Origin of the sequence: Bifidobacterium stellenboschense (assembly GCF_000741785.1) — a bacterium.
Taxonomy (GTDB): domain Bacteria; phylum Actinomycetota; class Actinomycetes; order Actinomycetales; family Bifidobacteriaceae; genus Bifidobacterium; species Bifidobacterium stellenboschense.
In genome coordinates this window covers 267,081-290,626 of record NZ_JGZP01000014.1, presented here as the reverse complement: position 1 = coordinate 290,626, position 23,546 = coordinate 267,081, and the positions used below count along the sequence as shown (strand labels likewise).

The 23,546-nt window shown below is 64.8% G+C and carries 19 protein-coding genes; 5 read left to right on the top strand and 14 right to left on the bottom strand.

Annotated elements, in window-relative coordinates; all coding sequences use genetic code 11:
* The first annotated feature begins 47 nt into the window (after positions 1-47).
* Positions 48-599, top strand: a complete 552-nt coding sequence (locus BSTEL_RS07725; protein ID WP_034529046.1) for a type 1 glutamine amidotransferase domain-containing protein — start codon at positions 48-50, stop codon at positions 597-599.
* A 15-nt stretch (positions 600-614) separates the two neighbouring features.
* Here the strand turns inward: BSTEL_RS07725 and BSTEL_RS07720 are convergent, their stop codons facing one another.
* The 12 genes from BSTEL_RS07720 to BSTEL_RS07660 form a co-directional block, all read right to left on the bottom strand.
* Positions 615-1,403, bottom strand: a complete 789-nt coding sequence (locus BSTEL_RS07720) for a YggS family pyridoxal phosphate-dependent enzyme (protein WP_034529224.1) — start codon at positions 1,401-1,403, stop codon at positions 615-617.
* Positions 1,404-1,499: 96 nt separating this feature from the next.
* Positions 1,500-2,900 (bottom strand): O-acetylhomoserine aminocarboxypropyltransferase/cysteine synthase family protein, encoded by a 1,401-nt coding sequence (locus BSTEL_RS07715; RefSeq protein WP_084686178.1) that lies wholly within the window; start codon positions 2,898-2,900, stop codon positions 1,500-1,502.
* 461 nt (positions 2,901-3,361) lie between these two features.
* Entirely contained in the window at positions 3,362-4,753 is a 1,392-nt protein-coding gene (locus tag BSTEL_RS07710) for a lanthionine synthetase LanC family protein (protein WP_034529045.1), read from the bottom strand.
* Positions 4,754-4,908: 155 nt separating this feature from the next.
* Entirely contained in the window at positions 4,909-6,093 is a 1,185-nt protein-coding gene (locus BSTEL_RS11480; protein ID WP_051922954.1) for an aminotransferase-like domain-containing protein, read from the bottom strand.
* 2 nt (positions 6,094-6,095) lie between these two features.
* Positions 6,096-7,502, bottom strand: coding sequence for an FAD-binding oxidoreductase (locus tag BSTEL_RS07695; RefSeq protein ID WP_084686176.1), 1,407 nt, complete (start codon positions 7,500-7,502; stop codon positions 6,096-6,098).
* Between the two features lie 55 nt (positions 7,503-7,557).
* Positions 7,558-8,337, bottom strand: coding sequence for an amino acid ABC transporter ATP-binding protein (locus BSTEL_RS07690; RefSeq protein ID WP_034529215.1), 780 nt, complete (start codon positions 8,335-8,337; stop codon positions 7,558-7,560).
* A 33-nt stretch (positions 8,338-8,370) separates the two neighbouring features.
* Complete coding sequence (locus BSTEL_RS07685) at positions 8,371-9,084, bottom strand: ABC transporter permease subunit (protein ID WP_051922953.1); 714 nt, start codon at positions 9,082-9,084, stop codon at positions 8,371-8,373.
* Positions 9,081-9,788: an amino acid ABC transporter permease gene (locus BSTEL_RS07680; RefSeq protein WP_034529039.1), complete on the bottom strand. Its 708-nt coding sequence runs from the start codon at positions 9,786-9,788 to the stop codon at positions 9,081-9,083. The genes BSTEL_RS07685 and BSTEL_RS07680 overlap by 4 nt, the downstream gene beginning before the upstream one ends.
* Positions 9,788-10,645 (bottom strand): transporter substrate-binding domain-containing protein, encoded by an 858-nt coding sequence (locus tag BSTEL_RS07675; RefSeq protein ID WP_034529037.1) that lies wholly within the window; start codon positions 10,643-10,645, stop codon positions 9,788-9,790. Before BSTEL_RS07675 ends, BSTEL_RS07680 begins: the two co-directional genes overlap by 1 nt.
* A 60-nt stretch (positions 10,646-10,705) precedes the next feature.
* Positions 10,706-11,485, bottom strand: a complete 780-nt coding sequence (locus BSTEL_RS07670; protein ID WP_034529035.1) for an SDR family NAD(P)-dependent oxidoreductase — start codon at positions 11,483-11,485, stop codon at positions 10,706-10,708.
* Positions 11,486-12,141: 656 nt separating this feature from the next.
* Complete coding sequence (locus BSTEL_RS07665) at positions 12,142-13,089, bottom strand: BsuBI/PstI family type II restriction endonuclease (RefSeq protein ID WP_034529034.1); 948 nt, start codon at positions 13,087-13,089, stop codon at positions 12,142-12,144.
* Positions 13,071-14,477, bottom strand: a complete 1,407-nt coding sequence (locus tag BSTEL_RS07660) for an Eco57I restriction-modification methylase domain-containing protein (RefSeq protein ID WP_034529032.1) — start codon at positions 14,475-14,477, stop codon at positions 13,071-13,073. The genes BSTEL_RS07665 and BSTEL_RS07660 overlap by 19 nt, the downstream gene beginning before the upstream one ends.
* 456 nt (positions 14,478-14,933) lie before the next feature.
* Between BSTEL_RS07660 and BSTEL_RS07655 the strand changes: the two genes are divergently transcribed.
* From BSTEL_RS07655 to BSTEL_RS07645, 3 genes are all read left to right on the top strand, one after another.
* The gene (locus BSTEL_RS07655) at positions 14,934-16,031 is read left to right on the top strand and encodes an ATP-binding protein (RefSeq protein ID WP_238567660.1); all 1,098 of its coding nucleotides are present in this window, start codon (positions 14,934-14,936) and stop codon (positions 16,029-16,031) included.
* 75 nt (positions 16,032-16,106) lie between these two features.
* Positions 16,107-17,039 carry a LysR family transcriptional regulator gene (locus BSTEL_RS07650; RefSeq protein ID WP_034529027.1) on the top strand — a complete coding sequence of 311 codons (933 nt, stop codon included), beginning with the start codon at positions 16,107-16,109 and terminating at the stop codon, positions 17,037-17,039.
* Between the two features lie 255 nt (positions 17,040-17,294).
* Positions 17,295-18,488 (top strand): MalY/PatB family protein, encoded by a 1,194-nt coding sequence (locus tag BSTEL_RS07645; RefSeq protein WP_034529210.1) that lies wholly within the window; start codon positions 17,295-17,297, stop codon positions 18,486-18,488.
* A gap of 225 nt (positions 18,489-18,713) precedes the next feature.
* On the opposite strand, the gene BSTEL_RS07640 is transcribed toward BSTEL_RS07645, so the two are convergent.
* Complete coding sequence (locus BSTEL_RS07640) at positions 18,714-19,943, bottom strand: trans-sulfuration enzyme family protein (RefSeq protein ID WP_034529025.1); 1,230 nt, start codon at positions 19,941-19,943, stop codon at positions 18,714-18,716.
* A gap of 386 nt (positions 19,944-20,329) precedes the next feature.
* On the opposite strand from BSTEL_RS07640, the gene BSTEL_RS07635 reads away from it, so the two are divergent.
* Positions 20,330-21,004, top strand: a complete 675-nt coding sequence (locus tag BSTEL_RS07635) for an alpha/beta hydrolase (protein ID WP_034529021.1) — start codon at positions 20,330-20,332, stop codon at positions 21,002-21,004.
* Positions 21,005-21,041: 37 nt separating this feature from the next.
* Here BSTEL_RS07635 and BSTEL_RS07630 read toward each other — a convergent pair whose 3' ends face one another.
* Positions 21,042-23,429 carry a GTP-binding protein gene (locus BSTEL_RS07630; protein ID WP_034529017.1) on the bottom strand — a complete coding sequence of 796 codons (2,388 nt, stop codon included), beginning with the start codon at positions 23,427-23,429 and terminating at the stop codon, positions 21,042-21,044.
* Positions 23,430-23,546: the final 117 nt, after the last annotated feature.

The following is a 23,546-nucleotide window of genomic DNA, read 5'->3' as shown; positions in this document are numbered from 1 at the left end:
GTCCGAGGAACGAACACGCCGGCGGCCACCCATGGAAGGGACTCATCATGGCCATCGCGGATAAGAAGGTTCTCATCATCGTCAACAACTGGGGCATCGAGGAGACGGAGCTCACCCGTCCGCTGCGCGACCTCAAGGCCGCGGGCGCGCAGGTGACGCTCGCCGCGACCGAGCTGGCGCCGTGCGAGACCGTGCAGCACGACCGTTACGAGGGCGAGACGCTCACCCCGGACACGACGCTCTCCGACGTGCAGGCCGCCGACTACGACCTGCTGGTCGTGCCCGGCGGCACCTGCAACGTGGACCGCATCCGCGTGAACGAGGACGCGATCACGCTCGCGCAGGAGTTCGCGCACGAAGGCAAGCCGATCGCGACGATCTGCCATGGCGCATGGCTGCTGGTGAACGCGGGCCTCGTGGCCGGCAAGACCGCCGCGCCGTGCCGCTACATCGCCGCCGACATCGAGAACGCGGGCGGCCACTACGTCGACGAGCAGCTGCACGTCGACGACAACAACGGATGGAAGCTCATCTCCTCCCGCAAGCCCGCCGACCTTGACTACTTCGTCGGCGCGATCAAGGAGACGCTGGAGGCCTGATCGGCCACCTTCCCGTCAGATGAAGGCGCGGGGCCCGAAGATGGCGGTGCCGACGCGCACGATCGTCGAGCCCTCTTCGATGGCAATCGCCATGTCCTGCGTCATGCCCATCGACAGTTCCGTGCAGCCTTCGGTGCCTTGCGCGCCGGAGGCGAGGATCTGGTCGCGGGTGCGGCGCAGGTGGGCGAATCCGGCGCGGATCGTCGCCTCGTCGTCCACGTGCGCGCCGATCGTCATCAGCCCCTGAAGCTCCAGTCCGCCCATCGCGCCGATGCGCTTGGCGAGGTCGATGGCGTGGCTGGGCGCGCATCCGGACTTCGACGCCTCGCCGGATTCGTTGACTTCGAGCAGCACGCCGACGGTCATGTTCCGCATGACCGCGCGGCGGGCGATTTTCTCCGCCAGTTCGATCGAATCCACCGATTCGATGGTGTTGACGACGGGCAGCACCTTGCCGATCTTGTTGGATTGCAGCTGGCCGATCAGGTGGAACGGCACGTCGCGGCCGAGTTCGAGACCGCGTGCGGCGCACTGTCGCGCCAATCCCTCGGCCTTCGCCTGCACTTCCTGCGGACGGTTCTCACCGATCATGCGCACGCCCGCGTCGATCGCGGCCATGATCTCGCCCACGTCGCGCGTCTTCGTCGCGGCGAGCAGCCTCACCGAGCCGGCGTCGCGCCCGGCGGCCTGTTCCGCCGCCGCGATGCCGTCGAGCACGCGCTTGACGCCGTCGGCGATCTCGCGCGTGCGCGTCTCGTCGATCGTCTCGTTCGCCAAATCCTTGTGGTCCATGTATGCCGTCATGTCCGCCGCTCCCCTCGTCATCATCCGTTTTCCGTAACGCTACTGTACGCGTGAAGCCGCCCGCGCGCACGACGTGCGTCACGGGCGGCACGCGCGTCAGTAGGCGGCGGCGATGGCTTGGTCGAGGTCGGCGATCAGATCGGCGGCGTCCTCCAGTCCGATGGACAGTCGGATCAGATTGTCGGTCACGCCGGCGGCGACGCGCGCCTCGGCCGGCACCTCGCGGTGCGTGATGTGCGCCGGATCGACGATGAGCGAACGCGCGTCGCCGATGTTCGGCACGTAGGAGAACAGCCGCGTGCCGTCGATGATGCGGCGCACGTTGTCGGCGCTGCCGTCGACGAGGAACGACAGGATCTGACCGACGCCGTTCGGGAAGTACTTGCCGACCAGATCGAACTGCGGCGTGTTGCCGAGACCGGAGTAATTGACCTTGACGACGTGCGGGGTGCGCGTCAGATGCGCGGCGATGCGTCGCGCGGACTCGACCTGACGCGAGACGCGCTGCGGCAGCGTCTCCAATCCGACGAGCGACAGATACGCGTTGAACGGGCTCGCGACCGCGCCGAACGTGCGCAGGTACTTGATGCGGATGCGTTTGATGAACGCCGCCTTGCCGTACTTCTCGGCGAAGCTGTGCCATTCGCCGTTGCGGTCGTCGCTGATGACCTGCTGGCGTGCGGTGAACTGCGGGAACCGGCCGTTCGCCCAATCGAACGTGCCGCCGGAGACCACGATGCCGCCGATCGCGTTGCCGTGCCCGGTGATGCCCTTCGTGGTCGAATGGACGACCACGTCGGCGCCGAATTCGATCGGACGCAGCAGGTACGGCGTGGGCACCGTGTTGTCGACGATGAGCGCGACGCCATGCTCGTGCGCGAGACGCGCCAACGGTTCGATGTCGAGCAGCTCGGTGGACGGGTTGGCGACGGTCTCGGCGAAGATGGCGCGCGTGTCGGGGCCGATCTTCGAGGCGACCTCGTCGAGGTCGTTCACGTTCTTCACGAAATCCGTGTGGATGCCGAACTGTGGGAGGAAGTCGCCGAGCGCGTCGACGCTCGCGCCGTACAGGTTGGAGGGGGCGATGATGCGGCCGCCGCCCTCGCCCGCGCACATGAGCGCGTACGTGACGGCCGCCATGCCGGAACCGACCGCGACCGCGCCGATGCCGCCTTCGAGCGCGGCGACGCGGCGTTCCAACGCGTCGACGGTGGGGTTGGCGACGCGCGAGTATTCGAATCCGTCGAGTTCGCCGGCCGCGAGCGCGTCGCCGCGCGACGCGTCGCCCAGGTCGAATGCGGCGGACGCGTAGATGGGCGGCACGGCGGCACGGCCGTTGTCGGCCGGGACGTAGCCCGCGTGGATGGCGCGCGTGGCGAAGGCCGCGTCGGCGGGAAGCTCGCCGGTGATGGCGGTTGCAGTGGAGGCGGTTGCGGTGGAGGCCGCCGCACCGCCTGACTTGCCGTTACCCGAATTGACCGACACATTGACCGCCATGGATGATTCCCTTCACTTGGCACCGACTCGAATCGGCGGGCATGATCCGACCGCCCGCGATAACACTGTTTCGAACGCTATCAGACAACGTACTCGCGAATCGTCGCACAGGTATCGCGATTTCCGGTGCGCGACTATAAGGGTTGGTTATGGGGTTGGTCATGGGAAGAGCTGGCAGCGCCATACCGTCGGTTTCGTGGCAAATCCGGTGGCGCCATACCGTCGGTTTCGTGCATGGCGCCGCGAAGTCGGAGGTGAACTCGGCGGAGTTCCCGGCTTGCCACCGTCCCTTTGCGCGTTTCTTAGGCACATCCGACGCTTCTTAGGTACCTCCGTCGCGAAAACGGGGCCGGAATCCTCTTGATTCCGGCCCCGCTCCGCCGGGAATACCTACCTAAGAAATGACCGATGTACCTAAGAAATGTGCGCTAGGGAATGCCTACGAGCGTTCTACGTCTTCCTTACGCCTCGCGCGGGTAGGGATCCTCCGGCAGGCGCAGGGACGGCTTCGCACCGCGCGCAAGTCGCGCCGCCTCGACGAGCACGGCGACGATGCCTGCCACACCGGCCAGGTAGGAGCTGCGCGACGACACGTAATCCGGTTCGACGCGCACGAACGCGTCCGGCCAGTGCGCCGGCCCGTTCTCCAGGAAGGATTCGCCGGCGAGCTGCCGCGCAGCCCCCAAGGCGAAGTCCCGATGCGCGTCGCCGCCGGTCGCCGACCAGAGCGCGATGCCGAAGTGCGCGATGGCCGCCGTGCCGCAGCACAACGTGGACGTGTGCCAGTAACCCACGGAATGGGTCTGCGGCGCACCGGTGGCGACGAGCCCGCGGTACAGGTCGTCACGCCAATCGAGGTACTGCGATTCGCCGGTGGCGACGGCCAGCTCCTGCGCGAAGCGCGACGTGCCCGAAGGACCGTGGCAGTTGCCGAGATAGAACAGGTCGCCGCGGTCCGTGCGGTACGGGATCAGACGCCCCTTCCCCACGGGTACGGCGATGGAGTCGAGGTAGGCTTTGCCGGCGAGCGCGGCGTCGAGGAACTCCCTACGTCCGGTGACCTGCCATGCGCGCGTGAGCAGGAAGCCGACGCCCGCGGTACCGAATTCGAATCCGGGCCATTCGACGGAGGCCGGCGCGCCGAGTGTGGTGGAGTTCAAGCCCTGCCAGGAGAGGACGGCATGCCCCTGCCCGTCCTCACCATGATGAATCGCTTTGGCGAGCACGGCTTCGGCGGCATGCTCGATGACCGTCGCATACTCCTTGCGCCCGAACGTCTCATACGCCCACGCGAGCACGACGATGATGCCGCCATCGAGCAGGATTCCCGGTTCTCCGGACCATTGCACGCCTTCGCCGTCGTTTCCGGCGGGCTGTGCATGTGCGATGACGTCGTCGAGGATCGCCAGTCCCGCGTCGACCAGATCACGCCGTTCGGCGTTGCGTCCGACTTCGAGCACGACGTAGGCGGGACCGGTGACGCCGAGATAGTAGCTCCACTCGTTGCCCGGGATCTTCTCCAGCCCGGCGAGACCGCGTTGCGCCCGTTCCGGGGCCAACGTGCCACGCCGGTACCGCTTCACATGTGCTTCGGCCTGCTCGACGGCGACATCCAGATAATGCCGTTCACCGGTCTCCTGCCAAAGCTGGAGGAACGCCAACGCCACTCCGCCGTCGCCGCTGAACAATGAGTGTCCGCCGGGGGTGCCCGCCTCCGGCTCGTAGTCCCAGTAGATGCCGTCTTCATCGCGCTTGGCGTGCGTTTCCAGCCATTGCGCGCCGGAACGTGCGAGTCCGAGGAACTCGTTCAGATAGTCGAAGGGACGGGTGCTGTCGATGATGGTGTCCGCCATGGCTGAACTCCTGTGTTGTCGTGGTGTGGATCGTGATGCGATGCGCGCAGTCATGAGACGCCGGCGCTGTGCATGGCCGAAACGACCGTATGGGTTGAATGATGATGGGTGAAGAGGCGACGGGAAAGGAAACCGGAGCCGGTCCGATCGACGACTCAGCCGAGCAATGACTGGCCGATGCGCCGTGACCCTTCGATGAGGTCCTCTTCGGGGAGGAACGAGAACGCGAGTCGCAACGCCCGCGACCCGGTGTCGTACGGATAGAAGGAGTCGCCCTGCACGACGCGGACGTTGCGTCGGGCCAGTTCCCGACGGCGCCCGTCAGCCGCCGGATCCAACCGTTCCGGGAACTGCGCCCACAGGAAGTATCCGCCTTCCGGACGCCTTACGACGATGTCCGCGCCGAAGACGTCGATGAGGGTGTCGTAGAGGGCGTACGCCTTGCGCCGGTAGGTTTCGCGTTGTTTCGCGACGAGCCCGTCATACCAGCCGTCCCATCCGAGCAGGGTGGAGACGATGGATTGGGCGACTCCGGAGGGATGGACTTCGGCGCTGGTGCGGTAGGCGGCGAAGCGTTCCACCGTGGCGGCGTCGGCGATGTTCCAGCCGACGCGCCACCCGGGGCCGAGCGTTTTGGAGAACGAACCGATCTCGACGAGATGGCCTCCGTCCTTGAGCTCACGCTCTTCCTGGGGGAATTCCGCCGGCGGCTGGTCGAACCAGAGGTCGCGGTACGGGCTGTCGGCGGCGATGACGAAATCGTATCGTTCCGCCAGATCCAGCAGTCGCGCCTTGGACCTGGCGGACAAGGTCACGCCCGTGGGGTTCTGGAAGTCGGACACCGTGTAGACGAGTCTGACGTTCACACCGGATTCGAGAAGCTCCTCCAACGCATCCACATCCAATCCCCGCGGTCCGGTGGGTACGGTGCGGATATCCGCGCCGGCGAGCCTGAGCGCCTTCAACGCGAACGGGAACGTGGGATTCTCGACCACGACCACGTCGCCGGGATCGACGTACGCGGATATGGTCAGGAAGATGCCTTGCGTGGCGCCGGTCGTGATGAACACGTTCTCGACGTTCGTATGGCGGCGCAGCGCCACCTGTTCGCGTAGCCGTGTGATGCCCTCGTACGCCGAATAGGAGACCGCTTCATTGAACCGTGGGCCGCCGAACACTTCGGCCGCGGCCCGTGCGTAATCGTCGCCGGGGAGCAGGGAGAGATCCGGGATGCCGATGTCGAACGGCAGCAGCTTGGTTTCGATGGGATCGATGTCGTTGCCGGACGAGAACGGCGACTTGGCGTCGAGACGCCGGAACAGTGCGGAATACTCTGCCATGGTCACAGCCACTTTCCGGGGTTGAGAATCCCCTTCGGGTCGTATACGCGTTTGATGGCGCGCTGCAGTTCGAGATTGCGTTCGCCGATCTGGTCGGCGAGGTACGCCTTCAGTTCCAGACCGATGCCGTGCTCCCCGGTGAGGGTGCCGCCGATGGCGAGCGCCTCCTGGACCATTTCGCGATGCGCCTCGTTGAGGATCTCCGGATAGGTGTCGTATTCGCTCTTCGGCGCGAAGAACGCGGAGTGGAGGTTGCCGTCGCCCACGTGCGCGACGATCTGGTAAGTCAATCCGCGTCGTTCGGCGATGCCGGTGATCGTTGCGAGGAATCCGGCGAGTTTCGACAGCGGCACCGCGACGTCGCCGCCTGCGAGCCACGCGTCGGTCGGATACGGTTTTCCGGAACGGCGCAGTTCGAACAGCCAGTCGACCTCGTCCGGATCGGTGACCTGTACCGCGGTGGCGCCGACGCTCTCCAATGCGGCCGTGAGCTTGGCGGCGTCCGCGGCCGCGCCTTCGCCGTCGGTCTGGATGAGCAGCATCCACTGCGCGTCGCCGACGACCGGCGCGAACCGCGCGGATTCACGGATCTGCGGCAGGAATTCGAGCATCTCGCACACCGACGGCTGCACGCGGCTGCCGACCACGGCCTCCACGCCTTTGCCGGTGTCTTCGATGCGCGGCACGAATCCGACGACCGTCGCGGTGGTGGTCGGACGCGGACGCAGTCGCAGCGTGGCCTGGACGACCACGCCCAGCAGCCCCTCCGACCCGACGAACAGGGATGTCACGTCGAGCCCGGACACGTTCTTGATGGTGTGGCGCCCGGTGGTGATGACGCTGCCGTCGGCGAGCACCACGGTGAGGGACAGCACGGAATCCTTGGTCACTCCGTATTTGACGCAATGGAATCCCCCGGCGTTGGTGGCGATGTTGCCTCCGATGCTGGAGATCGCGGCGCTGGCCGGATCGGGCGCGTAGAACAGTCCGTATCGTTCGACGGCCTTGTTGATGTCCGCGGTGATGACGCCGGCTTCGACGGTGACGGTCTCGTCGACCGTGTTGATGTCGAGAATGCGGTTGAGGCGTTCGGTGGACAGGATGAAGCCGTCGCGCGTAGGTGTGGCGCTGCCCGCCATGCCGGTTCCACGCCCCCACGTGAATACCGGCACCGCATGCTTGTTGGCGATGGCGAGTATCCGCCGCACCTGATCCACGGTCTCCGGCAGGAGCAACGCGGACGTGCGGTGCGGCGAGAAGATCGAGAAGTCCTGCGCGTGCGCGGCGATGTCGTCGCCCCATACGGAGATGACGCCTTCGGGCAGCGCGTCGTACAGTTCGTGCAGCGCGGCGTCCACGGCGGTGGTGGTCTGCCGCTTCACCGCGGTCGTTTCGTCGGCGATGGTCATGATTTATCCCCTTCTGCGGTATGTCTCGGATATGCGCGATATAGGAGGCCGGCGTTCAGGCAGCCTTGGCGGTGGCCACCGGGATGCCGGAGGCGGCCGGCACGCCGCTCACGCGCTGCAGGAACTCGCGCGTACGCTCCTGCCTGGCATGGTTGAAGATCCGGTCGGGGGTCCCCTCCTCGACCACGACGCCGCCTTCCATGAACAGCACCTTGTCGGCCACGTTGCGGGCGAAGCCCATCTCGTGCGTGACGACGATCATCGTGGTACCCGATTGGGCGAGATCCTGCATGACGGCGAGCACTTCGCCGATCAGTTCGGGGTCGAGTGCCGACGTGGGCTCGTCGAACAGGATCACCTCGGGATTCGTGGCGATGGCACGCGCGATGCTCACACGCTGCTGCTGGCCTCCGGACAGTTGGGCGGGATAGTAGTCGTAGCGGTCGGAGAGCCCTACCTTGTCAAGCGCCTCCTTGGCGATGCGCTCCGCCTCCTTCTTCGGCACTTTGCGCGCGGTGACGAGTCCTTCCATGACGTTGCCCAGCGCGGTCATGTTGGCGAACAGGTTGTAGTGCTGGAACACGAATCCGGTCTTGCGGCGGACTTCAAGCACCTGCTTCTTGTTGGCGGAATGCAGGTCGTAGACGTCGTCGCCGAGACGCAGGGTTCCGCTGTCGGCGCGCTCCAGGAAGTTGAGGCTCCTGAGGAACGTGGTCTTGCCCGAGCCGGACGGGCCGAGGATCGCGACCACCTGGCCGTGTTCAAGACTCAGACTGACGTCCTTCAATACTTGGTTGCCGCCGAATGACTTGCTGACATGCTGGATTTCGATCATGGTGTTCTGTCTCGCTTTCCGCATCGGCCCGGTTCAGGCGGCCAACGCCTTTTTGAATCGTCCGGCGCGCAATTCCGCGGCCTTCATCAGCAGTTCGATGCCCACGGCGAGCCCCCAGTACAGCAGGGCCGCGGCCAGATACGCTTCGAGCAGGTTGTAGTTGTAGCTGGCGGAGCGGATGGACTCGTTGAGGATGTCCATCACGCCGATGGCGCTAGTGAGCGCCGACGCCTTGATGAGGGAGATCAGCATGTTGGAGATGCTGGGGATGGCTTCGGGAATCATCTGTGGAATCACGATTCTGCGCAGGATCTGCAACCGGGTGAGTCCGGAGGCGTAGCCGGCCTCGTACTGGCTTGCCGGCACTGCGAGCATCGCGCCGCGGAGGAATTCGGCGGCCGCCGGGATGAACGCGATGCTCAGGATGACGATGGACAGGTTCAGCAGTCCCGCGCCTGATTTGCGCGCCGCCCATCCGAAATGCTCGGCGATCGTGTCGAAATACAGGTCGTACAGAAGGTTGGCGATGACCAACAGCAGGTAGACGGGAATGCCGCGGATGATGGTCGTGAGCACTTGGAGGACCGGCGCAAGGACGGGAATCCGCCAGACGCGGATCACGGCGACGACGAATCCGATCGCGATGCTCACGACGAACGGCACCGCGATGAGCAGCAACGTCTGCGGGATGAAATGGCTCGCGGCGACGAGACTGTCGACGAACTGCTGACTGGAGAACGGTCTCATGCCGTCTGCCTCCTTCCGAAGACCACGCGCTTGTTGAGCTGCCGGAACAGCAGCTCCAACGCGATGCTGATGACGAGGAAGATCACCGTCGCCGCCACATACGGTTCGAGATAGTGGTAGGTGGCGGCGCCGATGAGACCGGCCTTGCCCATCATGTCGGCGACGCCGAGCGTGGCGGCGATCGACGTGTTGCGGAACAGGGCGATGATGGTGATGCCGAGACCGGGGATGATGAGCTGCACGGCCTGGGGGACGATCACCCGGCGGAACGTCTGGAATCTGGTCAGGCCGACGGCATCACCCGCCTCGTATTGGCCGGCGGGGACCGCCTCGAAACCGCCACGGAACAATTCCGCGAGATAGGCCGACTGGTTGATGCCGAAGGCGATGAGCACGAAGTACAATGCCTCGACCGCGCTCAGGTCCACGCCGGTCAGCGCCTGCGCGATGAGCGGCACCCCATAGTAGACGATGAACAGCTGGACGATTTCGGGGGTGCTGCGCACGAACGAAATGTAGACGACGGCCAGCTGGTCCAGTACGGGAATGTGATGCACGCGCACGAAGGCAATGAACAGACCAAGCAGGCCTCCGATGGCGAGCGCCGTCACCACGATGAGCAACGTGACCGGCAAGGCCCCGAGGACTTTGGGGAACACGTTCTCAAGCCGATCGAACGAGAACAATTGCACTTCGCCGCCCATCAGTACTCCTCGGACGCGCTCAGCTGCTGGGAGAAGTCGCCGCCGAGATACTGCTCGCCGAGCTTCTTGAGCGTGCCGTCGGCGCGCAGCTCCTTCAGGGCTCCGTCGATGGCGTTGGTGAGCTTGGTCTGCTTTTCGCCCTTCTGGGTGAAGAACGTGGTGTTCTTCTGTTCCAGCGGCTTGCCGACGGCCTTGAGCCCGCCGCCGAAGTTCTTGTTCATGTCGTTGAGGACCGGTTCGGGGCAGTACCAGGCATCCACCTTGCCCTGCGCGAGCGCCGTGTAGCGTTGTTCGGTGGTGACGTTCGCGTTGGCGTATACGATCTTAATCGGGTTGTCCGGGTGCTGCTTGTTGTACTCCTCCATCTGCTGCGACGTGGACTCGCCCACCGCCGCGTACACGGAGTGCCCGGCGAAGTCGGCGATGCTGTTGTACTTCACCTTGCTCTTCTTCGAGGTGACGATGCGCACCACACTGCGCAAATCGGACTGCTTGGTCCAGTTGTACTTCTTCTCACGCTGTTCGTTGAGACGCCACGTGTGCGCGATGAGATCCAGTTTGCCGGCGTCGAGCGAGACCAGCAGCGTGTCGAAGGCGGCCGGCTGGATGTCGAACTTGTATTCGGGCAGTTTCTCGTCGATCTTCTTGAGCACTTCGACCTCGTAGCCCGCGGCCTTGCCGTTCTCGTCCACATAGTCGTAGGGGGCCCAGGCGTTGCCGACGCCGACGCGGATGGTCTGTGCGTTGCTCTCCTCCGCGTTGGCGGAGGTGCCGCAGCCGCTCAGACCGCCGACGACCAGCAGGGTGGCGAGCGCCGCCGCGGCCGTCTTCTTGAGGTTCCAGTTGAGAATCGCCATGATGTGGTTGTCCTTTGTCCGTATATGTCTCGTTGATGTCTCGGAGTCTCGGGCCCGGTCTCAGACCAGCGAGTAGCCGCCGTCGACGATGATGAACTGTCCCTGCACGTAGTCGGAGGCGTGGGAGGAGAGGAACAGTACAGTGCCGTTCAGTTCCCCGTCGCGCCCGTAACGGCCGGAGGGATTGACCTTGTTGTAGGCTTCGGCGAAGCCCTCCGCCTCGAAGTTGTTCGCGGTGATTCCGGTCTTGAACAATCCCGGTCCGATGGCGTTCACGGTTACGCCGTACTTGGCGTATCGTGCGGCCAGCGCTCGGGTGAGACCAAGCACGGCGGCTTTGGACGAATAGTAGGAGTCACGCACATAGGTGTCGTCGGCCTCCACGTACCGCGCGTTCACGGAGGAGATGTTGACGATCTTGCCGTATCCGCGTGCCTTGAACCCGTCGATCACGTATCGCGTGGTGAGCAGGATGCTCTTGAGGTTGACGGCGAAGACGCGGTCCCACTCCTCGTCGGTGAACGTCTCGGCGCTGTCACGGGCGAAGATGCCGGCGTCGTTGAGGACGATGTCGATGTCGCCGAGCGTCTCCTTCGCGGTGTCAATCGCATCGCGCACCTGCTCCTCGGAGGCTACGTCGGTGGTGATGGCGAGCGCACGATGCCCCGCATCCGTCAGTTCCCTTTCCAAGGCGTTGATGCCGTCCGTGTTGACGTCGAGCAGCGCCACGGCCGCGCCGGAGGCGGCGTACGCGCGTGCCGCGTCGCGACCGAGCCCGGAGCCGGCGCCGGTGACGAGCGCCACCTGACCGGTCAGGTCGAAGAGTTGGTTCTGTGCCATGAGTGTGTTGTGTCCCCGTATGTGTCGTTGTCGTCGCCGGTCGTGATGACTGTGCGATGACTGTGCGTGTGATGCGTGATGTGTGATGCGCCGTTGCGGATCGTCGCGCGACTCCTCGCGCGGCGTGCTCACGCCAAGGCCCTGCGCGGGTATGGCTCGCGCAGGGCCTTGCAGCGTACACGGCTGGATTTGAAGTCGGAATCGTCGCGAGGATTCCCCTCGTATGGTGTCCCGCGACGCCGGCTCCTGCGCATGGGATGGGAACGGAAATGATCGTCTTCCGGCTCCCCTTACGCCGGAAAGCCCGTCCCATGCTTGGGATTCGTCTGGTTTACCGCCCGCGGCCCGGAGGATTGGTTCCCCGGCCGCAGGCCATCACATTCGTGCGGTGCGACATGGTATGGCGGATATGCCGATACGGTTCGTGCCTTTCATGGTGACCCCCTGTCCCCGATTCCGCCCGAACGTCCCCCGTCGGCCGGAATCCTTGTGTTTCCAACGCGTTTTCCGCGTGTACCTAGAAGGTACCATGCCGCAACAGGCGAAATCACGGCGTGGCTATACGGCCTCCTTATGGACCGCTATCCCCGCTATCCACCCCGTTTATGAACCGCTATCCGCGCCCGACGCCATGGCCGAACAACACGACAGGAGGCCTAATCCCCGTATGGCCCCATGAAGCGTGACCCGTCGAAGTGCATCATATGGTCGGGGGTATCCGCGCACCACGCTTCCGTTTCCCAAGCGATCAGGGCGAGATACTTCTGCATGGTCCTACGGTCAGGGAAGCAGGAGACGAGCACGACCTTGTCCCATTGCTCCGTGAACAGGTCATGCAGCTCGGCCTTGCGAGTCACATCAACTGGCCCGTGCGTGCTGGCGGCTTCCATGAGGAACAACCAGCCGCGCTTCGCGTCCCATGCAATCACATCGGGGGCTTTCTCACGGGCTTTGAGACCGATGCCCAGCTGGTCCATGAGTTCGGCATCAATCACGCCATGCTTATGGTCGGTGTCATCGATATAGACGATCTGACATCCGGGAGCGAATCGCGGCAGCATCTCCTCCACCATCGCCTTGATGAGCACCGACTGTCCTCCGGGCGACAGCTCCAGCGCCGAACCGGACGGCAGCGTCACCGGTGTCTTCGGCAGATTGCGCCGTTCTTCGATCAGCGACGCATAGGAGACATGTTCAAGGAGAAACCGTTCAAGGTCCGACTTGAACGCCGTGGCATCGTGATTGCGGAGCACCTCAAGCGCCGCATCCGTGACACGATAGTTCCATTTCGGTGAATTGATGGGACGATCGGGCCGGTCGGCGTTCTCCTCGACGATTCCGGCCATGACGAACTGATGCAGTGTGAATCGTCGAATCGTCTCACGCGTGTTCGGCTTGTAATCCACGCCGAACTCATCGCGAATCCAGTCCATGATCGCCCGCGTGCCCATCATCGGATTCGTGGCCTGCTCCCACGAATCGCTCTCCTTAAGATGCAGCAACGCCAGCAAGGTCATGGCGCTGCGCTCGTTCAGCTGGTCCTTGCCGACTTCGAAATCACGCAATGCTTCCAGCGCTTCATCGATCAGCTTGCTTGCACCCATGAGAACAGCCTTCCAATCGTCTCGTCGATACGGCTCTGACTTACGTCATTATCGACAGGCAAGCTATCGGCCAACACAGCCAGTTGAGCCTTCGATGGGCACGGCAGCTGCCGCAGATCGGTCGCGTTGACCTGCGTGCTGCCGGATACCTGCCGGTACCATTCATCGACGATCGAGGACGACAACCACAACGTCAGGCCACGCGCGACTCTATCGTCCAATGGCACCGTATGCCGTGACGTGCCCTGATGCACGTAATTCAGCTTGTTGTCGGCCACGAACTCCACGCCACTATGCAAGTACGACGCATGAATGCGGCGCTGCTGCTCCTTGGCGGAAAAACGGTTCACCAGACAATAGCTGCCAGCCGGCAACACGATATTGCGCGTATCGGCTTTCTCGGTCACCCACTGCTCGCGGTCACACTCGACCGGATGCAGGGTCATCATGCCGTTCTGGTTATCCGACCAATATAACGGGTGCCCGTTCGGGTCCTCGACATCCGACAGCACATCACGATTGCGGAACCATACCAGTTTGCCCGTGGACACCCACAAACCCTGATCGGCCATCGTCTTGAAACCGGATAGCCGCGGATCCTGTTGCCGGACGCGAACGATGCGGTCACGCCCCATGAGCAACGCTTTCAACGCCACCGACTCATGCGGCTGATCTTCCAGCGGCTCGACAGGAGAAGCTTCGGCATACACCGTGACCTTCTCGGCCTGTTGACGCTTGGACATCTTCACCAGCATGATCTCCTGCAGGATGTTCATGTCCTTGAAATGCTCGTGACGCGACCCATATACGGCCAGCACGTCGAGACTGCACTCGTTCAGCATCCACTTGCGGAAATCCTTGAAGTAGTCACCGTTCATCCATGAACGCGGGATGATGGCGACGCACTCGCCGCCATCATCCATCGCCTGAATCGCCATCACCAGAAACGCCGTGTACAGGTTCGTGACCTTCACGCCACCGCCGCTTGTGGAGATAACGGTCGGGCTGATCTTCTTATACGGCGGGTTCAGGATCACGCGGTCGAACCGAGCATCCAGCAGCACGTCGAACACCGATTTGTTGATGACCTCGACATCGTCGCAGACCTGACGCAACGATGATTCGGAAGCCCGCGCAAGCTCGGTGTCCTGTTCGATGGCGACGACGCTGCTGCCACTCGCCGACCGGCTGGCTGTCACCGCACTGAGAATGCCCGAACCGGAACCCAGGTCGAGGATCCGTACCGGATCATCGGTCGGAGTGAACAGACCCACCGCCTGTTCGGCAACGGGCATGGGAGTCAGAAACTGCTCCCACTGCTGCTGCCGCTTCGGCGAAAGCGACGCCGCAGCCTCGTTGCGGATCTGCGCGATGGTCTTTGAAGTCATACCAACAGAATAAGCGGTAGACACGAGTGCCGGCACATATGCACCGGAGAGCAAACCGCCTCATGCTTGGAATTCGTCTGGCTTACCGCCCGCGGCCCGGAGAGAAGACGCCCCCCGGCACCTTCTCGTCTCTGGACGCACATGCTCACAGTGCTCAACGATCGATCACAACATCGCGTACAAGGCCGGAGAACGATTTCGTCATGGACATTATCGCGCCGTGCAACCACACCAGCCCACTGATGAATCCGCATGCTTTCCACTGATGAATCATCAGCAATCCCACTTCCTGATTATCATAAGTCCCACTTCCCGATTATCATAAGTCCCACTTCCGAATCTACATATCCATTCTCGGCAATCGACGAACCTGCAGGAAAGGCATCAGCGATGATCCCACGCACGCTTACGGCACGCGCACGCCAGATGGCGACATGGTTCCCCGTGGTATCGGTCATGGGCCCAAGGCAAAGCGGCAAATCCACGCTGCTCCGCCATGCGTTCCCTGATTACGACTATCTCAATCTGGAGACCAGGAACATCCGGACAGGCGCACAGGAGGATCCGGTCGGATTCATCCGATCCCGTCCCTCGCATCTGTTCATCGACGAAGCGCAATACGCTCCCGACCTGTTCCCGGAAATCCAGGCCGCATCCGATGAACGACATGACATGGGCCAATATCTCCTGTCCGGTTCCCAGAATTTTCTCATGCTCAAGCATGTGGACGAATCACTGGCCGGCAGGGTCGGCATCATGCAGCTGCTGCCGTTGAGCTATGCCGAAGCCACTCAGGCCAACCCCTCGCTTACCGTCGACGCGTTCATGTTCCGCGGCGGATACCCTCACCTGTACGAGGTGGACATCCCCGAATCCGTGTATTACCGCAGCTACATCACCACCTATATACAGCGCGACGTGGCGGATATCCTCGACGTACGCAACCTGCAATCGTTCCGCACGTTTCTGCGCCTGTGCGCGCAGAGCGCCGGTCAGCTCGTCAATTTCAGCAAACTGGGGGCGGAAGCCGGTGTCAGCAGTAAAACCGCGAAGGCGTGGCTATCCATTCTCACATCCAGCTACATCGTTTTCCTGCTAGCACCATACGCGTCGAACGCGCGCAAACGTCTGATCAAGACACCGAAACTCTACTTCCACGACACCGGACTGCTGAATTACCTGCTCGGCATCGACAGCGCGGAGACGCTCATCCATCATCCACAGCGCGGCGAAGTGTTCGAGAACCTCATCATCGGGGAGACCATCAAACGGTACTTCAACGCGGACAAGGAGCCTCACCTGTTCTTCTACCGCGACACCAACGGCGTGGAAATCGACCTCATGGACATGACCGACGCCCTGCATCCGCGGCTCATCGAAATCAAATCCGGACAGACGGCCCGCGATGATTTCTGCAAGAATCTCACGCCCGTGGGAGACGGACTCGGCATCCCGCCGGAACAGCGTTCCGTGGTCTATCGTGGAGATGTGGATTTCCGAGGGAAGCACGCCTCGTTCATTTCCGCACACACCTATCTGACGAACGAAAACTAGCCGACGGCATCACCCCATGCCACACACCGCTCACACACCGCACCATCCACCCATCCTCAACGAATCGAGTCGCTTATGACGGAACTGAACCCGCAGTCGCTGGTCACCCTGTGGCAGATCGAACGCTACGGTTCGTTCTCGGCCACGGCGAAGGCGCTCGGCTGGTCGCAGCCGGCGATCAGCCAGCAGATCAAGAAGCTGGAGGCGCAATGCGGCACGACACTCGTGGAACGCACGTCGCACGGCGTGCGGCTCACGGCGACGGGCGCGATGCTCGCCCGCCACGGCGAGTCGATCGCGGAACGCCTCGAACACGCCTCGCGCGAATTGGAGGACTATCGCGAACGCCGCTACTCGCATCTGTCGCTGATCGCGCCGCCGTCGATCTGTTCGACGATCGCGGCGCGCGCCGTGGTCAAACTGGGCATGTTCACCGACGTGAAGCTGAGCCTCACGCAGATGGAGCCGCCGGAGGCGATCGTGCAAGTGGCGCGCGGCAAGGCGGACGCGGCCGCCGTGTTCCGCTACAGTTCCATCCCGTCGTTCCTCCCGTTGGGCGACGACCTCACGTTCCATTCGCTCGGCGCGGACCCGCTGCGTCTGCTCGTGCGCCGGTCGAGCGACGTGGCGCGCCGCTACGAGGAGGACCGCAAGCCGGTCTCGCTGGCGGCCGCGAAGGATGAATCATGGATCGCCGGCTGTCCGACCTGCCGTGCGAATCTCGTCAAACTCGCGTCGCGCGCCGGGTTCACGCCGGACGTCGTCCATGCGACGGACGACTACTGGGCGACGCAGAATCTCGTCGAAGTGGGCATGGGCGTCTCGCTCGTGCCGGAACTCGACACGCACATCAATCTGGGCGAGGATCTGGTCGCCTGCCCGATCGCCGACGACTACGCGACACGCGAAGTGGGCGTGGTGACGCGCACCGGCGACCACCGCCCGGCGGTGGACGCGCTGGTGCGCGAGCTCAAACGCACGGCGGTCACGTATCTGACCGCGCAGTGACGTCACGGCGATGCCGCGTCGCGTCTACCGCGCCCGTCACGTTCGTCGCGATAAGCAATTGCGCGAACGCCATCACGATTCCTCGGTGCGGCGGCGTTGAACGGCATCGTCGTCGCGCGGACAATGGACGCCATGAGCATGAACGGCACCATCATCGACGAGGCGCGCACGGCCGCCGACGTCACGGAATCTCACGACACCATCACCGCCGGAACCGCCGGCTGCGGCGCGCACGCACGCACGTGCGGCGCGACCATGCCGGCGTTCGACGCGGCGGCGATCGACGCGCTCACGGCGGACGACCTCGCGCGCATCGGCTCGGACAAGTGGACGCGGTTCCCGGGCGCGATCGGCGCGTTCATCGCGGAAATGGACTTCGGTCTCGCGCCGTGCGTCGCACGCGCGATCGCCGACGCGGCGACGCGCGGCGCGACCGGCTACCTGTCGGACCCGTTGAAGCGCGAGGTGGCGCGCGCGTGCGCCGCATGGCAGCTGCGTTACGACTGGACCGTCGACCCGGCGGTCATCCGCACCGTGCCGGACGTGATGGAGGCGTATGAGGTCTTCCTGAACGAGATCGTCGGCGAGGGCAACGCGATCGTCGTGCCGACGCCCGCGTACATGCCGTTCCTGAGCGTGCCGGGACTGTGCGGCGTCGACGTGATCGAGATTCCGATGCTGCGTGACGGCGAGGACGGCGGCGACGGCGCGGGATGGCTGTTCGATTTCGACGCGATCGAACGCGCGTTCGCGGGCGGCTGCCACGCGTTCGTGCTGTGCAACCCGCATAATCCGATTGGCAAGGTGCTGACGCGCGACGAGATGCTGCGGCTGTCCGCGCTCGCCGACCGGTACGACGTGCGCATCTTCTCCGACGAGATCCACGCGCCGTTCGTCTACGATGGTGCCCGGCACGTGCCGTTCGCATCGATCGACGAACGCACGGCGATGCAGGCGTTCACGGCGACGAGCGCGTCGAAGGCGTTCAACATCGCCGGAACGAAATGCGCGCAGGTGATCCTCACGAATCCGGCGGATATGGCGATGTGGATCCGCGACGCGGAGATGTCCGAACACCAGACGGCCACGATCGGCGCGTATGCGGCGGTCGCCGCCTATGACGGCGGGTCGGCATGGCTGGACGGCGTGCTCGATTATCTGAAAGGCAATTTCGACGTGGTCGATGCCGCGATGCGCGGGCGGCTCTCGGCGGTGCGGTATGCGCGGCCGCAGGGCACGTACATCGCATGGCTCGACTTCTCGCCGCTCGGATTGGACGATCCTGCTGGGTATTTCCTGAAGCGCGCTCACGTGGCGCTCACCGACGGACGCGAATGCGGCGAGGCCGGGCGCGGCTGCGTGCGGTTCAACGTCGCGATGCCGCGCCCGCTGCTCGTCGAGGCGTTCGACCGCATGGCCGCCGCGCTCGAAGAGGACGGGCTGATCTGAGAAAACCAACGTGCCGCAGCTGGACCATAGCCGGACCACGGAAACCGCCCGCTGGTAGCCGTTGGCCGCCGAGGACGTGCCGCGCATAATCAAGAGACCGCCCCCGCTGGCGGGGGCTCCCGGCATGGCCGGGTGGGGGTGGTTGCGCGTACGTTTCCCGCCAGACCACCCTCAGTCCGCTTCGCGGCCAGCTCCCGCCGGCGGGAGCGCAAACGCTAGGCGAGACTAGGCGAGGACGCCGGCGGTGAGTTCGCCGAACACGTCGACGTCGGCGTGACGCCTGATGTACTGCTCGTAGGCGATGTCGAACGCCTGGCCGAGATCCTCGATCAGGTCGGCCGCATCCTCGATGCCGATGGACAGGCGCACCAGTTCGTCGGTGATGCCGACCTTGAGACGCTCCTCGCGCGGCAGTTCGAAATGCGTCATGCGACACGGCAGCTCCGCGAGGCTTTCGACCGCGCCGAGCGAGACGGCCAGACGGAACACGTGCAGGTTGTCGAGCACGTCGGCCGGGTCGACGCCGGGCACGACCTCGAAGCTCAGCACGCCGCCCGCGCCCCTCAGGCCCTTGGCGGCGAGCTCACGTTCGCGGCCGGGCAGCCCCGGATAGTTGACGGTCTTGACGAGCGGATGCGCGAGCAGATACTGGGCGACGGCCTTCGCGTTCGCCTGCTGGCGGTCCATACGCAGGGCAAGCGTCTGGATGCCGCGGCGCACCGCGTCGCATTCGGCCGGCGCGAGCACGCCGCCGAAACGGTTCTGTGCGAAGTAGATCTGCTGGCCGATCTTCTCGCCGAGCGTGACCACAAGACCCGCGTTCACGTCGGAATGGCCGGCGAGATACTTGGTCGCGGAGTGGAGGACCACGTCGGCGCCCAAGTCGAGCGGACGCTGCAGGTACGGGGTGACGAACGTATTGTCGACGATGGCGATCGCGCCGTGACGGTGCGCGATGTTCGCGATGGCGCGCACGTCGTTCACGTCGAGCAGCGGATTGGTGAGTACCTCGAAGTAGACGGCCTTCGCGGGCTGGACGCCCTGGGCGCGGTCGCCGGCGACGGCGGCCTCCAGCGCGGCGGCGTCATGGGTGTCGACCGCGTCGAACGTGAGGCCACGGTCGGCGAAGTATTCATGGAACAGCGAATAGGTGCCGCCGTAGATGTTCTTGCCGACGACGATGCGGTCGCCCGGCTTGAACACGCTCAGCACGGCGTGGATCGCGGCCAGGCCGGACGCGAACGCGAAACCGCGCGTGCCGTGCTCGAGCTGCGCGATCTGGTTCTCCAGGAACTCGCGGGTCGGGTTGCCGCTGCGCGCGTAATCGTAGCGGGGCATGGACCCGACCTTCTCGAAGGCATATGTCGTGGAGTTGTAGATCGGCGGGTTCACGGCGCCGGTGGCGTTATCGCCGACCGGAAGGCCGTGGACGAGCTGAGTGTTGAACCTGGTCATTGCGCACCCCCTATCGTGTTCGCGTGGCATTGCGCGGGGCCGTTCCCCGCACGGCTGCTACCGAGCATAACCAACGTTTTCGCGTAATCCCACGGCGTTGCTATACGGCTTCCTTATGGGTTGTTATCGTCGGATCGGTTCCCCGCACGCACGGTTCCCCGCACGCACGGTTCTTCGCACGCCCGGTTTCTCACACACCCCACCGGCAAGGCTCCCGGCGCAGCAGCGGATTCACGCGCACGCCCCCGCCGGCGGGGGCTCCCGGCGGCAGCCGGGTGGGGGTGGTCCCGATGCGAACCGGCGTCCACCACCCTCAGTCCCGCTTCGCGGGCCAGCTCCCGCCGGCGGGAGCGGGGCGAGGCTACCGCCGGCCTACACTGGGAGGCATGAAGATCACGAAGGCTTTGACGCGTCTGAACGGCGCCGGCTCGGGCTCCGGCGCCACCGGCTCCCCCGTGTTCGTGCTGCTGCACGGATGGGGTTCCAACGAATACGATCTGCCCGACCTGCTGCGCTACTGCGGCGCCGGTTCCGCCGACTACGCGAGCCTCAGGGCCCCGATCCCCTACGGCATGGGCGGCACCTGGTTCGGCGACTGGGCGCACGAGGGCGTGCCGGAGGGCGAATCCCTGACCCGTCAGGCGAAGGAGGCGGCGCAGGCGATCGACGACTGGGTGCGCGCGAACATCCCCGCCGACCGCACGGTCGTCACGATGGGCTTCTCGCAGGGCGGCCTGCTCGCCGCGCACATGCTGCGCTTCGACCCGGCGCGCTACGCGGCGGCCGTCAGCTTCTCCGGCTGGCTCGCCCCCGGCGACCTGCCCGGCGACGCGACGCTCGCTGGCGCGGGCGCGAAGCCGCCGGTCTTCTACGGCCACGGCGCGATCGACGACATCTTCCCCAAGTCGGATGTGACGGCGATGAGCGCGTTCTGGCGCACGCACGGCACGCTCGACGAGCACGTGTACCCGGGCATGGCGCACTCCATCAACATGGACGAGCTGCGCGACGTGCAGCGGTTCCTCGAACGCCACGGGTTCGTGCGGCCGCAGATCTGGTAGGACGCGGGGAGCCTGACAAAGGAATCCTGAAAGAGCTCTACAGGGCGGTCGCGTAGTCGACGTGGGCGAATTCGGGGACTTTGTACCATTTGACCGGGTATCCGGCGCCGTGCGCGCAGAACACCGAATCGGGTGTGTTCTCCACATCGGATTCCGGGTCGTACGCGGTCTCCTCGATCACGCGCGCCGCGTCATGGCACGGCTTGTATCCGCCGAATGTGGCGGAGAACCGTCCACGGCCGTGCGTGTACGCGTTCACGTCCATCGCATAGTCGCGCATCTCGCTCACCGGCGCCTCGCCTTCGACGACCGCATAGTCGCCGTCGTCCGCGGGCGCCTCGAACGTGCCGGACATGCGCTGGATGTCGGCCATCGCGCGCCCGATCATGTCGGACGGCACTTCGAGACGGAACCGGTACCACGGTTCCAGCAGCACGCAGTTGCCCGGATCGGCGGCGACGGCCTTCACCATCGCGGCGACGTCGCGGTCGCCGACGCCGCCGCTGCCCTTGCCGCGGGCCTTGTCGTTCTCGCCGTCGTCCGTCTCGTCCTCCTCCGGCGACTCGTACGCAGGCCGCGCCGTGTCCTCGCCGATGACCGGGCGGCCGGCCACGCCGGCGCGCGCCTCCATCAGCCCCTGCCGGATGGCACGGTAGGTGGCCTGCCGGAAGTCGCCGCCCTCCGTGTGCTTCAGGTGCGCTCGGGCGGCGACGAGCGTCATTTTCACGTCCGTGAGCGGCGAGCCGGTGAGTACGCCCAGATGCTCGCGTTCGGTCAGATGCGTGAGGATGAGCCGCTGCCAGTTGCGGTCGAGTTCGTTGACGCTCAACGCGGACGCCACCGTGACGCCGCTGCCCGGTTCGCCCGGTTCGAGCAGGATGTGCGCCTCCGCGTAATGGCGTAGCGGCTCGAAATGACCGACGCCTTCGATGGGCTTGGTGATGGTCTCGCGGTAGAGGATCGAACCGGGGCCGAACGCCACGTCGAGGCCGAACCGGTCGTGGAGGGTCTGCTGGATGATCTCGAGCTGCACGGCGCCCATCAGCTGCACGTGGAGCTCCTGCAGCCGTTCCACCCACACGACGTGGAGCAGCGGGTCCTCGTCCTCGAGCTCACGTAGCGCGGCGATCACCTTGTGCAGGGTGAGATCGTCGAAGCGTGGGGTCGGGGCGGTGGACTCGGGGCCGGAGGTGCCGCCGATGGCGGTCTGGGAGGTATCCGCAGTGTAGCCGGGGCCTGTTCCCATGGCGGTCTTGTCGCCCGTCGCGCCCGCGGCGTCCGGAGGCAGCACCGTGTAGGTGAGGACCGGCTGCATTTCGGGGCTTTCCGCCGCCGGCTCCGCACCGAGCCCGGCACCCGGGAACGTGCGTTCGAGACCAGTGACCGCGCATACCGCGCCAGCCGGCAGTTCGGTGGCGATTTCGAAGCGCGCGCCGTTGTAGACGCGCACCTGGTCGATCTTCTCGGGGGTGGGTTCAGCCGTCGTCGCGTCGCCGGCATCAGCAGGCGCGTTGTCGGTGTTGGCACCGCCGCCGAGCGTGACCATCGACTTGGCCTTCAGCGTGCCGCCGGTCACGCGCAGCCAGGTGAGCCGGTTGTGCTTGTCGTCATGCGAGATCTTGAACACACGCGCGCCGAACGCATCCGGCCACGCGGTCTCGCGCGTGTACGCGTCGAGCGAGTCGAGGAATTCCCTCACGCCGTCGAGCTTCAACGCGGAGCCGAAGCTCACGGGGAACAACTCACGATTCGCGATCATGCCGCGCAGCGTGCCGACGGTCAACATACCGGTCTCGAGGTATTCGTCCATCGCGGATTCGTCAAGCGTGGCGATGTCCTCGGCGGCGTCGCCAAGGTCGACGGGGGTGACGTCAGAAATCATAGCGTCGATTCCAGTGCCGGCAGCATCCGTGATTCCACCATGCTCGTCATCGATTTCATTGGCCGAACCGGGCAGCGGCAACGGGTACACCGCGTCGCCGAGACGGCGGCGCAGGTCTGCGAGCGCCGCGCCACGGTCGAATCCGGCGGCGTCGCATTTGTTGACGAAGACGAACGTGGGCACTTGGTAGCGGGCGAGCAGCCGCCAGAGCGTTTCGGTGTGGCCCTGCACGCCGTCGGTGCCGGAGACGACGAGGATCGCGTAGTCGAGGGCGCGCAGCACGCGTTCGGTTTCGGCGGCGAAGTCGACGTGGCCGGGGGTGTCGAGCAGGGTGAGTTTCAGGTCGCCGTAGTCGACGAGCGCCTGATGCGCGGAGATGGTGATGCCGCGCGCTTTTTCAAGGCTGTCGGTGTCGAGGAAGGCGTCGCCGTGGTCGACGCGGCCGAGTTTGCGGATTTCGCCGGTGCGGTAGAGCAACGCTTCGGAGAGTGTGGTCTTACCGGCGTCCACATGCGCCACGATTCCCGCCACGATCCGTTTCATTGCTCGCCTTTCGCTTTGGCCGTCTCCGTTTGCGCGCCGTCTGCCGGTGACGGCAGCATGACATTCCAACTATAGGAGGTGCCGGCGCATCATATCGTCCGTCGTCGGGACCGATGC

Bases quoted from the DNA above. Each gene is read 5' to 3' on its own strand.
- BSTEL_RS07725 (WP_034529046.1), top strand. From the start codon at position 48: ATGGCCATCGCGGATAAGAAGGTTCTCATCATCGTCAACAACTGGGGC.
- BSTEL_RS07720 (WP_034529224.1), bottom strand. From the start codon at position 1,403: ATGACGGCATACATGGACCACAAGGATTTGGCGAACGAGACGATCGAC.
- BSTEL_RS07715 (WP_084686178.1), bottom strand. From the start codon at position 2,900: ATGGCGGTCAATGTGTCGGTCAATTCGGGTAACGGCAAGTCAGGCGGT.
- BSTEL_RS07710 (WP_034529045.1), bottom strand. From the start codon at position 4,753: ATGGCGGACACCATCATCGACAGCACCCGTCCCTTCGACTATCTGAAC.
- BSTEL_RS11480 (WP_051922954.1), bottom strand. From the start codon at position 6,093: ATGGCAGAGTATTCCGCACTGTTCCGGCGTCTCGACGCCAAGTCGCCG.
- BSTEL_RS07695 (WP_084686176.1), bottom strand. From the start codon at position 7,502: ATGACCATCGCCGACGAAACGACCGCGGTGAAGCGGCAGACCACCACC.
- BSTEL_RS07690 (WP_034529215.1), bottom strand. From the start codon at position 8,337: ATGATCGAAATCCAGCATGTCAGCAAGTCATTCGGCGGCAACCAAGTA.
- BSTEL_RS07685 (WP_051922953.1), bottom strand. From the start codon at position 9,084: ATGAGACCGTTCTCCAGTCAGCAGTTCGTCGACAGTCTCGTCGCCGCG.
- BSTEL_RS07680 (WP_034529039.1), bottom strand. From the start codon at position 9,788: ATGGGCGGCGAAGTGCAATTGTTCTCGTTCGATCGGCTTGAGAACGTG.
- BSTEL_RS07675 (WP_034529037.1), bottom strand. From the start codon at position 10,645: ATGGCGATTCTCAACTGGAACCTCAAGAAGACGGCCGCGGCGGCGCTC.
- BSTEL_RS07670 (WP_034529035.1), bottom strand. From the start codon at position 11,485: ATGGCACAGAACCAACTCTTCGACCTGACCGGTCAGGTGGCGCTCGTC.
- BSTEL_RS07665 (WP_034529034.1), bottom strand. From the start codon at position 13,089: ATGGGTGCAAGCAAGCTGATCGATGAAGCGCTGGAAGCATTGCGTGAT.
- BSTEL_RS07660 (WP_034529032.1), bottom strand. From the start codon at position 14,477: ATGACTTCAAAGACCATCGCGCAGATCCGCAACGAGGCTGCGGCGTCG.
- BSTEL_RS07655 (WP_238567660.1), top strand. From the start codon at position 14,934: ATGGGCCCAAGGCAAAGCGGCAAATCCACGCTGCTCCGCCATGCGTTC.
- BSTEL_RS07650 (WP_034529027.1), top strand. From the start codon at position 16,107: ATGACGGAACTGAACCCGCAGTCGCTGGTCACCCTGTGGCAGATCGAA.
- BSTEL_RS07645 (WP_034529210.1), top strand. From the start codon at position 17,295: ATGCCGGCGTTCGACGCGGCGGCGATCGACGCGCTCACGGCGGACGAC.
- BSTEL_RS07640 (WP_034529025.1), bottom strand. From the start codon at position 19,943: ATGACCAGGTTCAACACTCAGCTCGTCCACGGCCTTCCGGTCGGCGAT.
- BSTEL_RS07635 (WP_034529021.1), top strand. From the start codon at position 20,330: ATGAAGATCACGAAGGCTTTGACGCGTCTGAACGGCGCCGGCTCGGGC.
- BSTEL_RS07630 (WP_034529017.1), bottom strand. From the start codon at position 23,429: ATGAAACGGATCGTGGCGGGAATCGTGGCGCATGTGGACGCCGGTAAG.